A 19,772-nucleotide genomic window follows, 5' to 3' on the forward strand; every position below is an offset into this window, starting at 1 on the left:
GAAAGGGGAGAGAGCAGATGGAAATTTCAACGCAAAATCAAATTCAGCCGCCAACAGTAAAGGTAGAGGAACAAGTGGCGTCTCCCTGGGCAGAAGCATGGTATAGCTTTAAGAAAAATAAATTGGCTCTGGTTGGAACAGCTATCGTTTTATTCTTTATTTTGCTGGCAATCTTTGCTCCGCTAATTGCACCGGAAGGAATTAATGAGCAGAAAATGGAGGTTCGTCTCCAGGCACCTTCAGCTGATCACTGGTTCGGCACTGATGACTTTGGCCGTGATATTTTTTCCAGGGTAGTTTTTGGAGCACGTATTTCTTTATGGGTGGGAACCTTTGCGGTAATGGGCTCCATCATCGTAGGCTGCCTGCTCGGTATCCTTGCCGGTTACTATGGCCGATGGGTCGATACCATTATCTCAAGAGCTTTTGATATCATGCTGGCATTCCCAAGCATCCTGCTGGCAATTGCCATTGTTGCTGTTCTTGGACCTTCACTTAGAAATGCGCTCATAGCGATTGCAATCATCAATATTCCAAACTTCGGGAGGCTGATCCGATCGAGGGTACTCAGTGTTAAAGAAGAGGAGTATATCATGGCAGCGAAGGCGGTAGGCATGAAGGACAGCCGGATCCTGTTTCAGCATATCCTGCCAAATAGTATGGCGCCAATCATCGTCCAGGGCACACTGGCCATAGCGACGGCGATTATCGAAGCGGCTGCGCTGGGCTTCCTTGGGCTTGGTGCAGACGCACCTAATCCAGAGTGGGGAAAGATGCTTGCAGATGCAAAAGACTATATGATCCAGGCACCGTGGACAATGATTTTCCCGGGACTTGCCATCATGCTGACTGTACTTGGTTTCAACCTGATGGGCGATGGCCTGAGGGACGCACTGGACCCAAGAATGAAGAGCTAATTTTATATGAAGGCTCTTTTTTCAAACTTTGTTGCTATAGACTGCAAAATAAAATTGAATTACCTAAATTTCTTCAAAAAATTAACCCTTATGATGAAAAAAGAGCTTGCAAACCTAGTACCGACCTACAAAATGGCTATTATCTCGTTAAAATCGGCTTTAGGATTTTAACAACAATTTTTACGAAAACAGCCTATCTGAAAAACGAAAAGCAGCTGATAAACCAGCTGCTTTTAAATTTCTGTATTCTGTTCGATTGTGATATTTCCGTCGTCTTTATGGTAGGACTGGAAGCTGGTCACGAGTTTATCAAGGTGTTCAACCTGCTCGCCATATTCCATAATGATCGATACTAGCTGCATGACATGATACAGCATCTGGCTGTTCGTTTCAGCGAGTTCATCTCTCTGTGCCAGAAACAATTCGAAAAGCTCCTTTTTATTGAGGCAGACGTCACCCTCAATATACGACGCTTCAGGCCGTACTTTACCGACATACTTAAGCATTACCTGCTCATGGTGGTTGATCAGGCAATCAAGCTGATGCTGGACGACTTCCTGAAAATCCACCGGAAGATGGGTGAATTCATTCTCATATCGGTGAAGCCTCTTCAATGTTTCCAATGACTTTTTTACAGTATTAATCATCTGCCTATAGATGACAAGCTTACGTGATTTGGCGAGTGTATTATTTTTAAAATAATCTCGTTCCTCTTTATACATCATATACAGCTGATCAAGCTTGATGATGCCCTCGCGAAGCTTTTCGATATCTGCCTTCAAAAGCTGGTGCTCGGAGGCATGGCGTGTACTGAGCCTTATCCACTTCGTAATTTCCTCTGATAAAATAGAACTCTTGTAATAAAGCTTATTTTCATATTTGGGAGGAAGGAAGACAAGGTTGACAATGAATGCCGACACAACCCCAAGCATAATTGTAGAGAAACGGATTAAAGCAAACATGATGAAATCATCACCAGGTGTCTCCATGATCGCGATCAACGTTACAAGGGAAAGTGAAATCGTCTTTTCCAGATTCAGCTTAAGGTTCAAAGTAATAACAAGGACGGCAGCTAGCCCGATGATGAAGATACTGTTGCCAAAAGCCATAACAAACAGGACAGCAGTTGCGGCACCAATTAGATTGCCCTGAATATGTTCAATGATGGATTGATAAGAACGGTATACTGTAGGCTGCAGGGCAAAAATGGCAGCAATCCCGGCAAATACCGGAGACGGCAAATTAAAAATATGGGATAAAAATAAAGCAAGAGTAATGGCAATTCCCGTTTTCAGAATGCGGGCACCAAGTTTCATGTAAAGTGAATTCCTTTCATATAGAGACAGAATATCTCATTCATTAATTTATACTTTAAACCATTTTGTTCAAAACTAAACAATTATGTACTATACAATGGATAGAGAAGAAGTTCAAGGGACAATTTCCCGAAAAACAAGCCTATTTTTAAATGAAAGTGGTTACATATGTTTTTTTCGTGAATTTGAGACTAATAAAGTATGGTTTCCTTAGAATCTGCGGGGATCATCATCTGGAGGGGAATTAATATAATTTTTCAAGAGTACAAGATTTTCCTGAAAAGCTGCTGTATCTTCCTTAAAATCCAATTATATTCCTGAAAAGCTGCTGTATCTTCCTTAAAATCCAATTATATTCCTGAAAAGCTGCTGTATCTTCCTTAAAATCCAATTATATTCCTGAAAAGCTGCTGTATCTTCCTTAAAATCCAATTATATTCCTGAAAAGCTGCTGTATCTTCCTTAAAATCCAATTATATTCCTGAAAAGCTGCTGTATATTCCTTAAAATCCAATTATATTCCTGAAAAACTGCTGGATATTCCTTACCATCGAACCATATTCCTGAATCACTGTAGGAATTCCTTGAAATCCTGATATATTCTTTCAAAACGATAAATGGCCCCGTTTTAGAAGCGGGGCCATTTACACAATTATTCAGTTGAAACTGCCGGGTCTGCCTGCTCTTTTACAGGAACCACCTGGACAAAGTGATCTTCTGGATAGTCCATCAATAATTCAAGCTCCCTCGCCTCTTTTTTCTGGCCATGGCGTGCCAGCATCTCGATGTAGGTGGAGAGCATTTCTTTTATATCCTGAATGCCTTTTGCGGATAGTGTCTCAATGGAGACCTTTGCGCCTTTGGCAATTCTGCGTGCAATGGCTTCTTTGGTAAGGCCCATTTCTGGCTGATGTCTCAGATAAACGACACCGCCAGTCATGCCTGCGCAAATCCATGGTCCTGGATCGCCGAGGACAAGACCGCGGCCATTTGTCATATATTCAAATGCAAAGCCCTTGATATTAGCGTTTGTGCCGATGTTGCCGAATTCTTTTTCAGGAATAGGCTTCTTAACAAGGCCGCCTATAATCATGTCGGCTCCTGATAAACGAATTCCTGCACGTGCGTCCGCATTGCCCTGTGCAACGAGCAATCCCTTTTGTGCTCCGTAGCCAAAGCCCTTACCGACTGACCCATTATAGAAGCCTCCGTCTTTTCCTGGAGATTTGGCGATCATGATTGCTCCGCCAAATGAAGTCTTGCCGACCCCGTCCTGGCCGCCGCCGTCAATTTCGATGCTAATGCCATCGGTGTTGTAGGCGCCAAGTCCATTACCGAGGATAGAGCCTTTATAACGCAGTGTCACAGGCTGAAGTTTTCTGTAAGAACCATCAAGCCGACCGCGTACCCTGTGGCAGGATACCCTGCTCGCCAGCACACGCTGTTCGGCTGTCACAGCTTGGAATTCCCGTGACTGATGAAGCTCTTCGTCGACAGCATCAAGATACTCGGCGCCTGCAGCTACCTGTAACTGTGTTGAAGCAATTTCGGCAACAGCATCTTTTTGATGGGTGATCTGTCCAATTTCAAGCGGCTTCAAAAGGTAAGTCAAATCAAGCAAATCTTTTCCCTTTACCTGTTCCAGCAAGTCGGAACGTCCGACTGCTTCCTGCAGATTCTTGATTCCGGCAGAGGCAGCAAGAGCTTTCAGTTCGCTGCCGAAAGCGGTGAACAGGTTCATGATGCCCTGGACGGCAAGGTCGAATTGGCGCGGTACGAAACGGCGCAATCCATGTTCCTTTGCCTGTGCTTCTGAATCAATTTGTGTTGCAATACCGACATGGCAAGTATCAAGGTGGCAGCCTCGGCAGGTTGTACAGCCGATGGCAAGCATTGAAAGCGTGCCAAATCCGACGCGGTTTGCTCCAAGCAGCATGTATTTAATGACATCCTGAGCACTTTTTACACCGCCATCAGCCCAAAGCTCGACATTGTCGCGCAATCCTGCTTCAAGCAAGGCGTTGTGTGCCGCTTTGATGCCAATTTCAGCTGGGAGACCCACATACTGAAGGGCGTGGATACGGGCAGCACCCGTACCGCCGTCAAAGCCGCTCAGTGTAATGATATCAGCTCCAGCTTTTGCAATACCAACTGCAATCGTACCAATATTCGGAACGACAGGTACCTTTACGGCAACGCGAGCCTGGTCATTGGCAGTCTTAAGTTCATGGATCATCTGAGCAAGGTCTTCAATTGAATAGATATCATGATTGTTTGAAGGTGATATCAAATCGGAACCAATCGTGGCATTCCTTGCTTCGGCAATTTTAGCTGTAACCTTTGAACCAGGGAGATGTCCGCCTTCACCAGGCTTGGCTCCCTGGCCAATCTTGATTTCCAGTAGGTTGGAGGAGTTCAGCAATTCAGCATTGACTCCAAAGCGTCCGGAGGCAACCTGCTGGCCGCGCGTACGCGGGTACTTGCCAAGCATATCCTTGATTTCGCCGCCTTCACCGTTCATGCTGACCATGTTCAGCCGGTCGGCACCTTCGGCATATGCACGGAATGCAATCTCGTTTTGCGAGCCGAAAGACATCGATGCAATGACAAATGGCAAGCTGTGTTCACCTACGCCAATCTCAACTTCTTCCGGTGAAACTCCTGTTTCCGTCTTCTTCAATCCAGTAAGGTGGCGGATTGTTGTAGGATTGCTGTCTTCCTGTTCGGTAATTTTCTCGCGGTACACACCATAATCCCCAGTGGATGCAACCTCGCCAATCGCTTTCCATATACGAGGGAAAAGGTGGAACGTTTTTCCGATTCTTTCTTTTTCGTTCTGGAAATCTTCAGCTCTTTTTATTGCATCTTCTTTCATAGCTTCAAAATTGTATGCAAGTTCATTGGAACCGAAGAAGTTAACGATCACCAGATAATCTGCTACTTCATCGTTCAGGCCGATTGCCGAGAACAAACGGCCGTATCCGCGCAATTCATGGATACCTATTGTCGAGATGACTTTTTCGAGACCCTTTGTCAAGGCGCTGTATAGATTCACGAGCGGCTTGACGGAATCATCAAGCACTGTCATAAACATATAGTATGGACTGATTGCATCTGCGCCAAGACCTAATGCAAGGATGATATCATGCAATGATCTTAAAGAAGCAGATCTCAAAAGGAGTGAACAATCGCGGCGCAGTCCTTCTTTTACAAGCGCCTGGTCGATTGCAGAGACTACAAGGTGCGGATCGAGCCACAATGCGTTATCCTGGTGAGCCATTGCGTCATCAAGCACGAGCAAGGTTTTGCCATCCTTGACGGAAGCAATTGCCTCGGAAGCTAATCTCGTAAGTGCATCCTTTACAGTTTCATCATTGTGAAAAACTGTTTCTAAATAGGCTGCAAGTCTGTCATCCTGATAGAACTGGATGACCTGGTCCATGCTTGGCTGGCCTGTTTCCAACGATGCCTCATAGCCAGCTTTTCCTTCTATAAGGAGAGGAGTGACCAATTCCACAATACTTCCTGTTTCCGTTTTACTGAATAGGGAAGGGCGCTTTCCGAGCACAGTTCTTGTTGAAAAATGCTCTGCTTCACGATCACGGTCAATCGCAGGATTCGTGACGACAGCAACGCTTTCCTTAATAAAATCCGCGATATTTTTGCGCTCTGGATTCATCGCTGCAAGCGGAGCGTCATGTCCAAGAGAGCGGATTGGTTCTGCACCTTTTTCAGCCATTTGTTCAACCAGCTGAACGTGGTCACGCTCCCAGCCGAATGCTTTATATTGCCCGTTGTGGATTTTATCCGGGTATGTCATGGTTACAGTTTTTGCAAGCTTAGGGACATCAAGGCGCTGGCGGGCTTCCTGGAAAGCAATTCGTTCAGAGAAACGCTTGTAAACCTCCCCCTGGAACTGCTCCATTTCGAATACTTCAATTGTATCGCCGTTCCATTTCAGGCCGACCTTCTCTCCTGGTGCCAATGGCTTCGGATTCCCTGTATACTCAGTTGACGAAATGATTCCTGGCTCTGATGAAAACAGGTAAGAACTCTCTGTTTCCACCATCCAGAGGGGGCGCAGACCAAGTGCATCCACACTGAATACAGCTTCGTCAGCAAAGCGGGAAATGATCCCGGCAGGTCCTTGTGCAAAATGGCCCCATGCTTCACGGATATAAGTATATAAATCTTGTAAATGTTCCGGATAAGACTTTATTTCGTTGATGATTGGCGGGAACATCATGTCCATAGCCTCAAACAGCGAATATCCATCACGGCAAATGAATGTTTCAAGTGTACGGCTTAAATCCTGTGAGTCACTGCCATCTTTGACTAGTGGGACATTGACCATGCGTGCTTCGTCGCGCAGTCTTGCGATGGTGTTAATTTCCCCATTATGTCCAAGGACGCTGAAGGGCTGCACACGGAAAAAGCTTGATAGAGTATTAGTTGAATAGCGATTATGTCCAAGTGTCATCGTGGAAGCAACGAGAGGGCTTGCCAGGTCATGATAGTATTTTGGCAGTATGTCTCCTGCACCCATTACCTTATAAACTGCATGGTATTGGCTGAGGGAAGCTACATGGACCTGTTCATTTTTCTCGAAATCTACAATCATAGCAAACAATTTATTCGAAAGTTCCTGACCGGCCTCATCTGCCAGGCATGCGAACTGCCAAAAAACAGGGTTCTCCTGGATGGCAATCGGTCCGAGTGCTTCTGAGTCGGTTACCTCAACAGATGAGAAAATCAGCCTGAGGTTTTGCCCTGCAAGCTTTGCCTCAAGCTCATTTTGAATGGTTTCTGCCTGCTCAGTCCTTGTGATAAAAACATGTCCGACCACAAAGTTTTCTTTGTCAACAGCCTTTTCATCCACGCCAGATCCAGAAAGCTTTTTCTTCCACAGCGCGCGAGGAATGTCGATGTGCACACCAACTCCATCACCTTCGCCATTGATAAAACCTGCGCGGTGATTCATGGTGACGAGGCCATCAATACAGTGGAAGATATTTTCGCGTGTAGGGATTTTCTTTTTTTCGATGCTGGCAACAATCCCACACGCATCATGCTCGAATCTCGAAAAGTCTTTAAACTGGGAAGGGTTCCATTGTGTAGTCATAAACAGTCGGCTTATAAAGGATTCCTTTAAGCCGTTCACCTCCTGAAATAATAATCTATGATTTGTTGTTTGATAGCCTGGTACATGAGGGTATTACTCTTTGACGGGAAATTAATGCAGGATTTAAAGCGGCCACTTGAATGGCGAATTTTAAGAATATTAATAGCAACTATATCATAAGAATTTTCAGAAATCAATTAATTATACATTACTTTGGATGAGGAAATGACTTTAGTTGGATAAAAGAAAAGAAAAAACCCTTTAATGTAAACGTTTTCATTTTGTGTATGAAAAATAACCGATGCCAATCAGGCACCGGTTATGTATAAGAAACTGCATTTTTATTCATTCGCCATCGAGTGAAAAGCCTGGTCAACAGCGTGAAGGGTAGCTTCGATATCTTCCTGTGTATGGGCAATGGTCACGAACCATGCCTCATATTTGGATGGTGCAAGGTTGATTCCCTGCTGCAGCATGAGATTGAAGAAGCGTGCGAACATTTCGCCATCTGTGTTCTCCGCCTGTTCATAATTCTCGATTTTTTCTGTTGTAAAATAGATGGTCATTGCACCTTTCAGGCGATTAATCGTGATAGGAATGCCATGCTTGCTTGCTGAAGATGTGATTCCTTCTTCCAGCATGGCGCCGAGCTGGTCAAGATACTCATAGACACCATCTTGTTTCAACACCTCAAGGCAGGCGATACCTGAAAGGATGGAAGCGGGATTTCCAGCCATCGTCCCAGCCTGATACGCGGGGCCAAGCGGTGCAACCTTTTCCATGATTTCAGCACGTCCGCCATAAGCGCCAATCGGCAATCCGCCGCCGATGATTTTACCCATTGCTGTCAAATCCGGGGTAACACCCAATAAATCCTGTGCTCCGCCGTACATAAAACGGAAAGCCGTGATTACTTCATCAAATATAATCAGGGCTCCAGCCTGGTGAGTTAGCTCTTTAACTTCCTCTAGGAATCCGGGCTTCGGTTCGACGATTCCAAAATTGCCGACAATCGGTTCCACTAAAACAGCTGCGATTTCGCTGCCCCATTTTTCAAGAGCTTCCTTAAAAGGTTCAATATCATTGAATGGAACCGTTATGACTTCCTGGGCGATGCTTTTTGGCACACCGGCTGAGTCTGGAGTTCCAAGAGTGGATGGACCAGAACCAGCTGCCACCAGTACAAGGTCAGAGTGGCCGTGATAGCATCCTGCAAATTTAATAATTTTGTCCCTGCCCGTGTAGGCGCGGGCGACACGAATTGTGGTCATCACTGCCTCTGTCCCTGAGTTAACAAAGCGCACCTTATCAAGTGCTGGCATTGCCTCTTTAAGCATTTTGGCGAATTTGACCTCATGTGGTGTTGGTGTTCCGTACAGCACGCCTGTTTCAGCAGCCCTCTTGATTGCTTCTGTTATATGCGGGTGGGCATGTCCGGTAATGATCGGACCATAAGCCGCCAAATAATCGATGTATTGATTGCCGTCCACATCCCAGAAGTACGCTCCCTGGGCACGTTCCATCACGATAGGGGCTCCGCCTCCAACCGCTTTGTAGGAACGGGAAGGACTGTTGACTCCGCCGACAATATGTTCTAGTGCTTCATTATGTATTCGCTCAGAATTCGTTCTTTGCATTGTAAAACCTCCTACTATATAACTGCTTTTCTATTTTATCATTATTTCTCTATTTTACAGATTGTTTAACTTTTCGTTCATTTATTTGGATAAAAAAGAAGCCCAAAAAGCTTACAGCTGCTTTTCGAGCTTAGGGGGCCAGAAGAAGGCCTTTTTATATTTGTTGTAGTGAAGAAGAGGTGGTTTTGTCAGTAGATCTTGATTGATAAAAGGAATGAGCATCTCTTGTGAAAGCTCTGCGTTTGCTCGCTGAAGCTCCCATTTTGTATGGTGGATATCTCCCCTGACAAGTTTGCTGCCCCGTTTTGTCCACAGGCAGTATCTCTCGGTGAACCAATGCTCCAGGGTCCCTTGCTCCGCGAAAAAAATATCGGATGATGGTTTATACCTGAGGCTCAGTTTTGCGTTCACATCTCCGGCAGGGACACGCTTAGAGTGCAGCTCAAAGTAGTCTTTTTCTTGAAAATCAATATTAGCCTGTTTATAATTCAGTCCAAAAACAGCCTTAGCCCCAATTACTGCCAGCAGTTGGTTTGCATCGAGAGTAAAGAAATATACACCAGATCTTGGACCGTATGATACATATGTCCTTACATTCACTTCCACATAGGAACTGAAGAACGGAATGGGAGGAGTCATTCTGCCATGTGTGTTTTTTACCTTAAACGGAACAATGCCAATCCAGGCACTGCCATCGAAAGTGTCGATTTCCAGCTCACGGGGGACATGCTCCCTTAATGAAGCGGAAGGGACTGGCCAGTGAGCGAATAAAGTGTGATGCCATTCCTGGGTCATCAGCCAGTTCATGTCAGGCAGCGGATAGGGGCGGTGGCTCTGAATAAGCAATTCCTTGTTCAATCAACATTCCTCCCTTTTAGGGTTAAACTACCCCTGAAAAAGCAAAGGTAATCAGGCATAGCATTTGTTTTAGCCCGGAGGATTGGCTAAACTGTTTGAGTGACTAAAGGAGGAAATACTCATGAACGCGATTGAAGTGAACGGTTTGCGGAAAGAATTCAAGGCATATTCAAGCCGATCGGGATTATCGGGTGCTTTCCGTGATCTTTTTACACGTAATTATAAAATAGTTCCTGCAGTGAACGATATCAATTTCACTGTCAAACAGGGAGAGATGGTCGGTTACATTGGGGAAAATGGGGCCGGGAAATCGACGACTATCAAAATGCTGACCGGAATCCTGACCCCAACTTCAGGTAGTGTCATCGTAAATGGTATGAATCCACATAAGGAGAGGGAAAGGTTTGTTCAGACAATCGGGGTCGTATTTGGCCAGCGGTCCCAGCTCTGGTGGGATATCGCTGTCCAGGAATCATTCCGCCTGTTGAAAAAGGTATATAAAGTTTCAGATGCTCAGTATAACGAGCATATGGATCATGTCATCAAAACACTTGATCTTGAGCCTTTGCTCGATAAGCCGGTAAGGAAGCTTTCACTAGGACAGAGGATGCGCTGTGAACTTGCAGCTGCGCTTATCCATAACCCGCCGCTGCTTTTCCTTGATGAACCCACAATCGGCCTTGATGTACTCGTAAAGCTGAGGATCAGGGAATTTTTAAAAGAAATCAATGAAAAGTACAACACGACAATCCTGCTTACCACACATGACCTGACGGATATCGAGGCATTATGCGAGCGGGTCATCATGCTTGATGAAGGAAATATCATTTATGATGGTGCGCTGAAAAGCTTGAAGGAAACATGGGGCGAAGGAAAGGAAATCAGCTTTGAGTTTCTTGAAAAAGCGGAACTCAGCCGTCTTGAGTCTTTGACGGGAGACCTTGATATCAAATGGGAGCTGAATGAAAGGAAACAGATTTTTACCGCGTTGACCTCTGATGATGAAGAAGTTGTGTCGCAGGTTATCGCCCGTACGGTCGCTGCCTATAAGGTCAGGGACGTGAAGATCAATGAGCCATCCACAGAAGAAATAATCCGCAATATTTATGACAAAGGAATGGCGCTGAATGGATAAATATCTCGAAATGATCCGCATCCGTTTTTTAATGATGCTCGCGTACAGGACGAATTACTATACAGGTATCTTAATATATAGCATCAACATCGGTGCCTACTATTTCCTCTGGAATGCGATCTATGGAGGGAAGGGTGAAATAGAGGGCTTGAGCGCCCTGCAGATGACCACCTATGTTGCAGTTGCCTGGATGGCTAGGGCATTTTATTTTAACAATATCGACAGGGAAATGGCGACGGAAATTAAAGAAGGAAAGGTAGCCGTCGAACTGATCAGGCCATACAGCTATCTTGGCATGAAAACGATGCAGGGACTGGGGGAAGGGATTTTCAGATTGTTCTTCTTTTCCGTTCCTGGAATGGTAATCGTGGCCTTGATTTTTCCATTGGAGTTTTCCGCTGATGTTTCTACTTGGGGCATGTTTGCTATTTCAATCGTGCTAAGTTTCTTTATTAACACCCAATTGAACCTGCTTACGGGAATCACTACTTTCTTCCTATATAATAATACGGGCCTGATTCGGGCCAAACGCGTCCTGATTGATTTGTTCTCAGGCCTATTGCTGCCAATCAGCTTCTTCCCGGGCTGGGCTCAGGAAATCATGAGATTCCTGCCATTTCAGGGGATCAGCTATATTCCAAGCATGATCTTTACCAATGGCTTCACAGGCGGGGAGGCAATCGAAGGGCTTATACTGCAGGCCGCATGGGTATTGATTTTAGTGATTCCAACCCAAATTCTGTGGGTCGTCGCGAAAAAACAATTGATCATACAGGGAGGGTGACGAGTGTTCTACATCAGCATGTTCTTTCAATATGTCGCCCAGTATATGAAAACAAGACTTGAATACAGGGCGGATTTGGTTGTTGAAATTTTTTCTGATCTATTATTCCAGGCTGTTAACCTGATCTTTATCCTTGTGGTATTTGACCATACAGAATTTCTGAATGGCTGGAGCCGGGATGAAATTATCTTTATTTATGGTTTTTTCCTAGTGCCATACGCGCTCTTTTCAGCATTTTTCAATATATGGGATTTCAATGAACGTTATATCGTTAAAGGAGAACTTGACCGGATCCTGACAAGGCCTATCCACAGTCTGTTCCAGATCATCCTGGAGCGCATGGAATTGGAGTCATTGTTCGGGGCAGTGACCGGCCTGGCTGTCATGTTTTATGCAGGGAGCCGTCTGGAACTTGAAGTAAGCTGGTCCGATCCTTTCTTGTTTATTTTGTTCGTCATAGGCGGAGTTCTTGTCTACGCAGGGATTTTTGTGTTGATTGCCTGCATCAGCTTCTGGGCAGATGCACGTACCTCGATTATGCCAATGATGTACAATATCGGAAATTACGGCCGTTATCCAGTCGATATCTATAACAAAGCAATCAGATTCGTGCTGACCTGGATCTTGCCATTCGCTTTTGTCGGAGTCTATCCCGCTGCCTATTTTCTCGGGAGGGACGAATGGTACGGTTATTCATTTTTAACTCCAGTAATCGGGATCGTCTTCTTCGCCTTGTCTGTATTTGTTTGGAATGAAGGCGTAAAAAGATACCGCGGCGCCGGAAATTAAATATTACTTAGTCAGACCGCTGCCAACGCGAGCAGCGGTCTTTTTGTATTCAATGTTGTTGCGGCAGATTATTGCTTGGGAGAGGAATGTTTGTCAGAAGTAAGTAAGGAGAACTTTGGACAGGATTGGGGGTGGAAGGAGAAAAGCTGTCAGAAGTGGGGTTGACTTTGGACAGGATTGGGGGTGGAAAGAGAAAAGCTGTCAGAAGTGGGGTTGACTTTGGACAGGTTTGGAGTTGGGAGACGAAAAGCTGTCAGAAGTGGGGGTGACTTTGGACAGGTATGGGGATGGAAGGGGAAAAGCTGTCAGAAGTAAGGTGGACTTTGGACAGGTTTGGGGATGGAAGGGGAAAAGCTGTCAGAAGTAAGGTGGACTTTGGACAGGTTTGGAGTTGGGAGACGAAAAGCTGTCAGAAGTGGGGTTGACTTTGGACAGGTTTGGAGTTGGGAGACGAAAAGCTGTCAGAAGTGGGGTTGACTTTGGACAGGTTTGGGGATGGAAGGGGAAAAGCTGTCAGAAGTAAGGTGGACTTTGGACAGGTTTGGGGATGGAAGGGGAAAAGCTGTCAGAAGTAAGGGCGACTTTGGACAGGTTTGGGGGTGGAAGGAGAAAAGCTGTCAGAAGTAAGGTGGACTTTGGACAGGATTGGGGGTGGAAGGAGAAAAGCTGTCAGAAGTAAGGCGGACTTTGGACAGGTTTGGGGATGGAAGGGGAAAAGCTGTCAGAAGCAGGGTCGGCTTTGGACAGGTTTGGGGGTGGAAGGAGAAAAGCTGTCAGAAGTAAGGTGGACTTTGGACAGGTTTGGGGGTGGAAGGGGAAAAGCTGTCAGAAGCCATGAGAACATTGGACAGGTTCAAGGCTAGAAGGAGAAAAGCTGCCAGAATTAAAATCGACTTTTGGCATTATGTCAGTTTTTAATCCATAAATTTACCAGTCAGAATTCCCGCTATATGGACTTGCTTGCATACTCCCATTTTTAAGAGCGTATAGTGAAGGGAGAGAAGCAGGAAATGGGGCTTGAAAATGCAATATTACATTTCGGTCACGTTAATCATTTTAGCTATATTTTTAAGTCTAAGGACATTATTTATCCCTCATAAGATTAAAGGCAAGCAGGTCTCTTTTGAGAATTTCATCACGCTTGCCCTGATATATGCTACGGTAATGGCAGGATTTGGACTTTTATATTATTTACTCGATCTTAAAGGGATCTGGGTGCTGTCAGATGTGAGCATGCGTCCAAGCACATCTTCATATGAGAGAATGGCAACAAGTATGTACTTTAGTGCAATTACCCTGTTTTCTGTGGGGTACGGCGACATTGCACCAATCGGGATAGGCCGGGTGATTGCTGTTCTCGAGGCGCTTATTGGTTATACCATCCCTGCGGCGTTTGTCACCAGGGCTATGTTTGACCAAAAAAGATCTTAATAAACTCTCCGATTTGTATTCCAATCCAAAATTAGATAGGCTAAGGGTAAAACAACCTTATTTTGGAGGGATACATAATGACACTGTCAATAGGTGAAAAAGCTCCAGTATTTGAACTGCCAGCAAGCAATGGCGAGACCGTTAAGCTTTCTGATTTTGCAGGAAAGAATGTAGTGCTTTATTTTTACCCAAAGGATATGACTCCAGGCTGTACAACAGAAGCGTGTGATTTCAGGGATCATCATGAAAGTTTTGAAGGATTGAATGCAGTTATTCTTGGTGTCAGCCCGGACCCAATCAACCGGCATGAAAAATTTATAGCAAAGCATGGTCTGCCTTTCCTCCTTCTGGCAGATGAAGATCACAAAACAGCTGAAGATTATGGAGTGTGGCAGCTTAAGAAAAATTTTGGCAAGGAATACATGGGTATCGAGAGATCAACCTTCATAATAGATAAGGAAGGCAATCTTGTTAAGGAATGGCGAAAAGTGAAAGTGAAAGGCCATGTGGAAGAAGCACTGGAATTTATTAAAGAAAACCTTTAATCGTGAAGACAGCCAGCGTCGGCTGTCTTTATTGCTGCTCTAAGGAAAGTTCTAGGTTAAAATAGTGACATATTGAAATATGACCAGTCCGTCAATCTGCTTTTTATTGGGAGGCTATATGAGTGAAGGAAAAAGAAAAAGCAATTATCGAAGCTGCGATAAAGCTTTATGCGACGAAAGGATTTGCTTCCACTTCGGTCCAGGAAATCGTTAACGAGAGCGGAATTTCCAAGGGAGCTTTTTATCTATATTTCAAATCCAAGGAAGCTTTGTTGATCGCAATCCTTGAATATTATTTTGATTATATACAAAAGAAGCTGGAAGTATTTGAAAGTGAGAGTCTGCCCCCAAGGGTGAAGTTTGGTTTTCAGCTGAGGGCCTTATTCGATACCATGCTTGAACATAAAGAATTTATCATCATGCAATCAAGGGAACAGGCGATTCCTTTGAATGAAGAGGTAAAGGAATTAATGATCCGCAAGTATTACGAAGCGCAAATGTTCTATCAGCATAGTCTGCGAGAAATATACGGGAAAAAAGCGGAACCGCATCTCTGGGACCTTGCACTTATGCTGGAAGGCTTTTTTAACTCTTATATAAAGTTGCTCCTTTTCAATCCGGAGGGTTTTAAAACTGATGAATTAGTTGACTATTTACTGAGAAGAGTGGATTCATTAGTTGAGGGGCTGGAGGGTGAGGATCCGATAGCCACAGAAGAAAAAGTGGATGAACTGATCAAAAAGACAAAAGCATACTTCCTAACGGATGGTCAGGAAATAACAAAGATAATCGGGGAAATGAAACTAGCTATTTCCAATCTTGATAATTGTGAAAATCTGCGGATTTCACTAGAAGTACTGGAGAGTGAAATAGAGAGGGAAGTCCCTAGGATCCCGGTGATCCAGGGGATGCTGTCTAATTTCAAGGATGAACCATCACTTGAATCGTATTATCGATCAATTGCGAAAATTTATCATTTAAAATCATAAAATTCCCGCCTATTTTTTTCAATACAGGCTACTGTCCATTCATTTCAGCTATAAGTGAATATCATTGTATTAGGGCATACCTCCTCAAAACGATTTAGCGGGCTTAAACAGCCCGCCTTTTTTTGTTTTAACACGCTTGGAAGTTGTTTAATTAAGTGAAAATTAATACAATTATTAATACCATATTAACGAAGGGTTGGGTAATGATGAAAATTTACTCCTCGATTCTTCCGGCTGAAGCGTTGCAGGAAGATGTAAAAAATGAATTCCCTCAGGTGAGCTTCGATTTTTATAAAGGTATAAATGAAGAACTTTTTTTTGATGCGGATATTTTTCTTACATACGGTGAAGATTTGACGGAAGCACTGGTCGAAAAGGCTAATAAACTTAAATGGATTATGGTCATGTCTGCCGGGCTGGATAGAATGCCCTTTGATGCATGCAAAAAGCGGGGGATTCTGGTAACGAATGTAAGGGGAATCCATAAAATTCCGATGGCTGAATTTACACTTGGGATGATGCTGCAGCATGTGAAACAGATGAAGTCATTATGGTCTAATGAACAAAGCCGAACATGGGAACGTAAATTGCCAATGGGAGAATTATACGGCAAGACTTTGCTCATTCTAGGTATAGGTGCAATTGGCGGAGAAGTGGCTCGTTTGGCAAAAGCTTTTAATATGCGAACAATTGGTGTGAATCGAAGTGGCCGTGAATCCGACTGGGCAGACGAAATGTATACGATGGACAACTTTAGGAAGGCCTTGCCAGCAGCCGATTTCATAGTATCTGTATTGCCGAGTACGAAAGAAACAAAGCATTTCCTCGATTTAAGCGATTTTGACCTGATGAAAGACACTGCCGTATTTATTAATATCGGCCGTGGTGATTTAGTGAAGGATGAGGTTTTATTAAAAGCACTGCAGGAAAAAAAGATAGCACATGCTTATTTGGATGTTTTCTACATAGAACCCTTAAAGGAAAGTCATCCGTTCTGGAAAATGGACAATGTAACCGTCACACCTCATATATCAAGTCTGACCAAAAATTATATGCCAAGATCCTTTGAAATTTTTAAACAAAATCTTCATACCTATATTAGAAATGGCACGGATTTTATAAATGTGATTGATATGGACAGGGGGTACTAAGATATGAAAATCTATACGAAGACTGGTGACAAAGGAACAACATCGCTGATTTATGGAACCAGGGTAGGGAAGAACGATAAACGTGTAGAAGCATATGGAACATGTGATGAGACCAATTCAATGATTGGCCTGGCAATCAGCTATCTTAATAGTGAGTATTTCAGCGGCAAGGAAGAAATGCTGCAAATATTCCATAAGATCCAGACAGTTATGTTCCATGTTGGAGCTGAATTGGCTACTCCTTCCGGTAAAGAAGTAAAATGGGTCCTTGATGAAAAAGATATAGAAGAGCTGGAAGAAAAAATCGACACATGGGATACTTTGCTTCCACAATTGACTAATTTCATTCTTCCAGGCGGCCACCAGGCCGGAGCAGCACTTCATGTAGCAAGGACGGTTGCAAGAAGAGCAGAACGCGAGGCTGTTGGGTTAGGGGATGAAGTAAACCCGCTAGTCCTTTCATATTTGAATCGATTGTCGGACTTCTTGTTTGTGGCCGCAAGGTATGTGAATATGCATCTTGGAGCAACAGAGCAAACATTGCATCAAGGGTCAAGATTGTAAATGTTTATGGTATGGCAATATTGACAAAAGTGGAATGAAATTAGTACACTAATTATAAATATTATAAAATAAGAATTATAATCTAAAGTAAAGTGAGGTGCATGGCGGTGGTACAGAGTCAGTTGAAAGAAGCCCTTGATACCTTGAAGGATACAGGAGTCCGTATTACTCCGCAACGTCATGCGATACTCGAATATTTAATAAGCTCAATGTCGCACCCTACAGCTGACGAGATATATAAAGCGCTTGAAGGAAAGTTCCCAAATATGAGTGTTGCGACGGTTTATAATAATTTGAGAGTATTCCGTGAAGTTGGATTAGTTAAGGAACTGACGTATGGGGATGCCTCCAGTCGTTTTGACTTTGTGACTTCCCATCATTATCATGTCATTTGCGATAAGTGCGGGAAAATCGTTGACTTCCATTACCCCGGCCTTGACGAAGTTGAACACCTGGCTTCCCATGTAACGGGTTTTAAAGTCGGTCACCATAGAATGGAAATTTACGGCACTTGCCCGGATTGTTCCGCAAAGGAAGTCCACTAATCAATGACGGCTGATGGCATACGCTATCAGTTTTCTTTTTTTATGTGCTGCCTTTTAACAGCTGTTCCAGGTGCTTTTCTCGAAAAGCTGAAGCTGTAAATGAGATATCTGAAGCCTTATGGGACATGCAGACACCATAACATAGTTCCACGGAATGATAAGTTGAAGGTTCGAAATGGAATTGTAACCGAATAAAAAAGAACTCGGCTGATTCCGAGTTCTATTTTTGTTGCTTTCGATTATACTGTTCGTCAAACTCCTTGCCCTCCAAAGACGGGTCAAGGGTTAACGGTTCATTGCAATACATGCAAATATCCACCCGGCCAAGCATTTTGGTGTGTTTTCCGCAGTTCGGACAGACAACCTGTACTGTTTTTGTCGATAACATTCCAATCCAAAAATAAACAACCGTGCTTGCAACTATGAAAAGCAATCCCAGGATCATGAAAATTGTCATGACCAATGGGGAGTTGCGAAAGAAAATACCTGCATACATAACGATAAAGCCTATGAAAATCAGGCTCAACGCAAAAGTGCGGATCTTATTTATTTTATTAGAATATTTAGCCATTGAAATTTCCCTCCCTAAAATCTAACTATATCATATCATTTACGGCAAGATAATCATAAAATTGTCGATGTCTATGTCGAAAATTGTCTAGATGAAATGAAGGAGATTTTATATAATTGTCGAACATATATGCTAACAAACAAATGGAGGAGTTTATTATGGAGGATATCCTTCGTTCAATTTATCAAGAACGCGCAAGCCACCCTAATACCGTAGGAGTGGTTTTGGTGGAAAAAAGGCACAAAGCCATCGCAGCTACTGATACATTCGATGCGATCTTACTTATTATAGTGAAAGAAAATAATGAGCCTGTTTTTATTAAGCATTATTCCTACAAGAATAAAAAAGCAGCTATGCATATTGTTACGGAAAAGCAAATTAATGACTGGCTACTTACTGGAAGCAATAAAAAAATTATTGATTGGCTTTATAATGGGAAAATTGTTTTTGATCGAAATGAAAGGATTGCCAACCTGAAGCATGAACTAAGGGAATTTCCATTTTTCGGCCGTAAGATTAAAATGGGGATCGAGTTTGCGAAACTCATTAGAAGGTACTCCGATGGAAAAATGTTATTCGATAACCTCAATTACTTAGATGCCTATAATCATGTTGTTCATTCATTACATCATCTGGCCAGACTTGCGGTCATAGAAAATGGCTTCCATCCGGAAGTGACGGTCTGGCATCAAGTAAAACAAATCGAGCCCGAGATCTATAAACTATATGAAGAATTGATTTGCAGTGAAGAGACAATAGAAAAAAGATTAGAGCTTTTGTTCCTGGCAAGTGAATTCTTGATTCATCAGAGGACAAAAGTAGGAAGCCAGCATTTGGTTGAATTGATGGAAGGCAAAGAATATTGGGCATTCAGTGAGTTGATGTCACACCCAGAGCTCTCGCCGTACAACGTTGATTTAGGAATACTTTTAGAATATCTAATTGATAAGAAGGTCATTGAAGTAGTGAACATTGAAACAAAAGGACAGGGTATTTACCACAGGAATTATAAGGTAGCCGAAAAGTTATCCTGAAAAAGCGAAAAAAACATATTGACCATTTGAAAATTACTTGGTATATTAATAACCGTCGCTGCGAAACAAAGAAAAAATATATTCGCGGCAGACGGTTACAACTTTAAAAGTATTTTTCACACGAAAACATTTTTGAAAAAAAGATGTTGACATGAAAAGTGCTGGATGTTATATTAGTAAAGTCGCTTCTGGGCGACATGCTAACTAACTTGCTCTTTGAAAACTAAACAAACAAGCGTCAACAAACAATAAATTAATCATGGCTTCTATTATAGAAGAACATGAGCCAACGTTTTAACTTATGAGCTAACTCATAACTCTTTTTTGGAGAGTTTGATCCTGGCTCAGGACGAACGCTGGCGGCGTGCCTAATACATGCAAGTC

The 19,772-nt window shown here is 43.4% G+C and carries 16 protein-coding genes and 1 rRNA gene; 12 read left to right on the plus strand and 5 right to left on the minus strand.

Annotated elements, in window-relative coordinates; genetic code table 11:
- Nucleotides 1-17: 17 nt before the first annotated feature.
- Nucleotides 18-917 (plus strand): ABC transporter permease, encoded by a 900-nt coding sequence (locus B5X77_RS05295; protein WP_079505788.1) that lies wholly within the window; start codon nucleotides 18-20, stop codon nucleotides 915-917.
- Between the two features lie 233 nt (nucleotides 918-1,150).
- On the opposite strand, the gene B5X77_RS05300 is transcribed toward B5X77_RS05295, so the two are convergent.
- From B5X77_RS05300 to B5X77_RS05315, 4 genes are all read right to left on the minus strand, one after another.
- Entirely contained in the window at nucleotides 1,151-2,233 is a 1,083-nt protein-coding gene (locus tag B5X77_RS05300; protein WP_079505790.1) for an FUSC family protein, read from the minus strand.
- A 652-nt stretch (nucleotides 2,234-2,885) separates the two neighbouring features.
- Nucleotides 2,886-7,355: a glutamate synthase-related protein gene (locus B5X77_RS05305; protein WP_079505792.1), complete on the minus strand. Its 4,470-nt coding sequence runs from the start codon at nucleotides 7,353-7,355 to the stop codon at nucleotides 2,886-2,888.
- Between the two features lie 341 nt (nucleotides 7,356-7,696).
- Nucleotides 7,697-8,992, minus strand: a complete 1,296-nt coding sequence (locus B5X77_RS05310; RefSeq protein ID WP_079505794.1) for a glutamate-1-semialdehyde 2,1-aminomutase — start codon at nucleotides 8,990-8,992, stop codon at nucleotides 7,697-7,699.
- Between the two features lie 111 nt (nucleotides 8,993-9,103).
- Nucleotides 9,104-9,850, minus strand: a complete 747-nt coding sequence (locus tag B5X77_RS05315) for a YqjF family protein (protein WP_139378302.1) — start codon at nucleotides 9,848-9,850, stop codon at nucleotides 9,104-9,106.
- Nucleotides 9,851-9,971: 121 nt separating this feature from the next.
- Between B5X77_RS05315 and B5X77_RS05320 the strand changes: the two genes are divergently transcribed.
- The 9 genes from B5X77_RS05320 (at nucleotide 9,972) to perR (ending at nucleotide 17,783) form a co-directional block, all read left to right on the plus strand.
- The gene (locus B5X77_RS05320) at nucleotides 9,972-10,985 is read left to right on the plus strand and encodes an ABC transporter ATP-binding protein (RefSeq protein WP_079505796.1); all 1,014 of its coding nucleotides are present in this window, start codon (nucleotides 9,972-9,974) and stop codon (nucleotides 10,983-10,985) included.
- Nucleotides 10,978-11,769, plus strand: coding sequence for an ABC transporter permease (locus tag B5X77_RS05325; protein ID WP_079505798.1), 792 nt, complete (start codon nucleotides 10,978-10,980; stop codon nucleotides 11,767-11,769). Before B5X77_RS05320 ends, B5X77_RS05325 begins: the two co-directional genes overlap by 8 nt.
- A 3-nt stretch (nucleotides 11,770-11,772) precedes the next feature.
- Nucleotides 11,773-12,558: an ABC transporter permease gene (locus B5X77_RS05330; protein WP_079505800.1), complete on the plus strand. Its 786-nt coding sequence runs from the start codon at nucleotides 11,773-11,775 to the stop codon at nucleotides 12,556-12,558.
- A 1,023-nt stretch (nucleotides 12,559-13,581) separates the two neighbouring features.
- A complete protein-coding gene (locus B5X77_RS05340) occupies nucleotides 13,582-13,989 on the plus strand; it encodes a potassium channel family protein (RefSeq protein ID WP_079505804.1) in 408 nt (135 codons plus the stop codon).
- Between the two features lie 77 nt (nucleotides 13,990-14,066).
- A complete protein-coding gene (gene bcp / locus B5X77_RS05345) occupies nucleotides 14,067-14,534 on the plus strand; it encodes a thioredoxin-dependent thiol peroxidase (protein WP_079505806.1) in 468 nt (155 codons plus the stop codon).
- Between the two features lie 122 nt (nucleotides 14,535-14,656).
- Nucleotides 14,657-15,523: a TetR/AcrR family transcriptional regulator gene (locus B5X77_RS05350; protein WP_079505808.1), complete on the plus strand. Its 867-nt coding sequence runs from the start codon at nucleotides 14,657-14,659 to the stop codon at nucleotides 15,521-15,523.
- Between the two features lie 203 nt (nucleotides 15,524-15,726).
- Nucleotides 15,727-16,674 (plus strand): D-2-hydroxyacid dehydrogenase, encoded by a 948-nt coding sequence (locus tag B5X77_RS05355; RefSeq protein ID WP_306807288.1) that lies wholly within the window; start codon nucleotides 15,727-15,729, stop codon nucleotides 16,672-16,674.
- 3 nt (nucleotides 16,675-16,677) lie between these two features.
- The gene (locus tag B5X77_RS05360; protein ID WP_079505810.1) at nucleotides 16,678-17,238 is read left to right on the plus strand and encodes a cob(I)yrinic acid a,c-diamide adenosyltransferase; all 561 of its coding nucleotides are present in this window, start codon (nucleotides 16,678-16,680) and stop codon (nucleotides 17,236-17,238) included.
- Between the two features lie 101 nt (nucleotides 17,239-17,339).
- Nucleotides 17,340-17,783, plus strand: a complete 444-nt coding sequence (gene perR / locus B5X77_RS05365; RefSeq protein WP_079505812.1) for a peroxide-responsive transcriptional repressor PerR — start codon at nucleotides 17,340-17,342, stop codon at nucleotides 17,781-17,783.
- Between the two features lie 220 nt (nucleotides 17,784-18,003).
- Here the strand turns inward: perR and B5X77_RS05370 are convergent, their stop codons facing one another.
- Nucleotides 18,004-18,354: a YgzB family protein gene (locus B5X77_RS05370; RefSeq protein ID WP_079505814.1), complete on the minus strand. Its 351-nt coding sequence runs from the start codon at nucleotides 18,352-18,354 to the stop codon at nucleotides 18,004-18,006.
- A 158-nt stretch (nucleotides 18,355-18,512) separates the two neighbouring features.
- Between B5X77_RS05370 and B5X77_RS05375 the strand changes: the two genes are divergently transcribed.
- Nucleotides 18,513-19,388, plus strand: a complete 876-nt coding sequence (locus tag B5X77_RS05375) for a nucleotidyltransferase-like protein (RefSeq protein ID WP_079505816.1) — start codon at nucleotides 18,513-18,515, stop codon at nucleotides 19,386-19,388.
- Nucleotides 19,389-19,709: 321 nt separating this feature from the next.
- Nucleotides 19,710-19,772: ribosomal RNA gene (locus tag B5X77_RS05380) — 16S ribosomal RNA — on the plus strand; the annotation flags it as partial.

The sequence above is a fragment of the Mesobacillus jeotgali genome, from assembly GCF_900166585.1.
GTDB lineage: Bacteria > Bacillota > Bacilli > Bacillales > Cytobacillaceae > Mesobacillus > Mesobacillus jeotgali_A.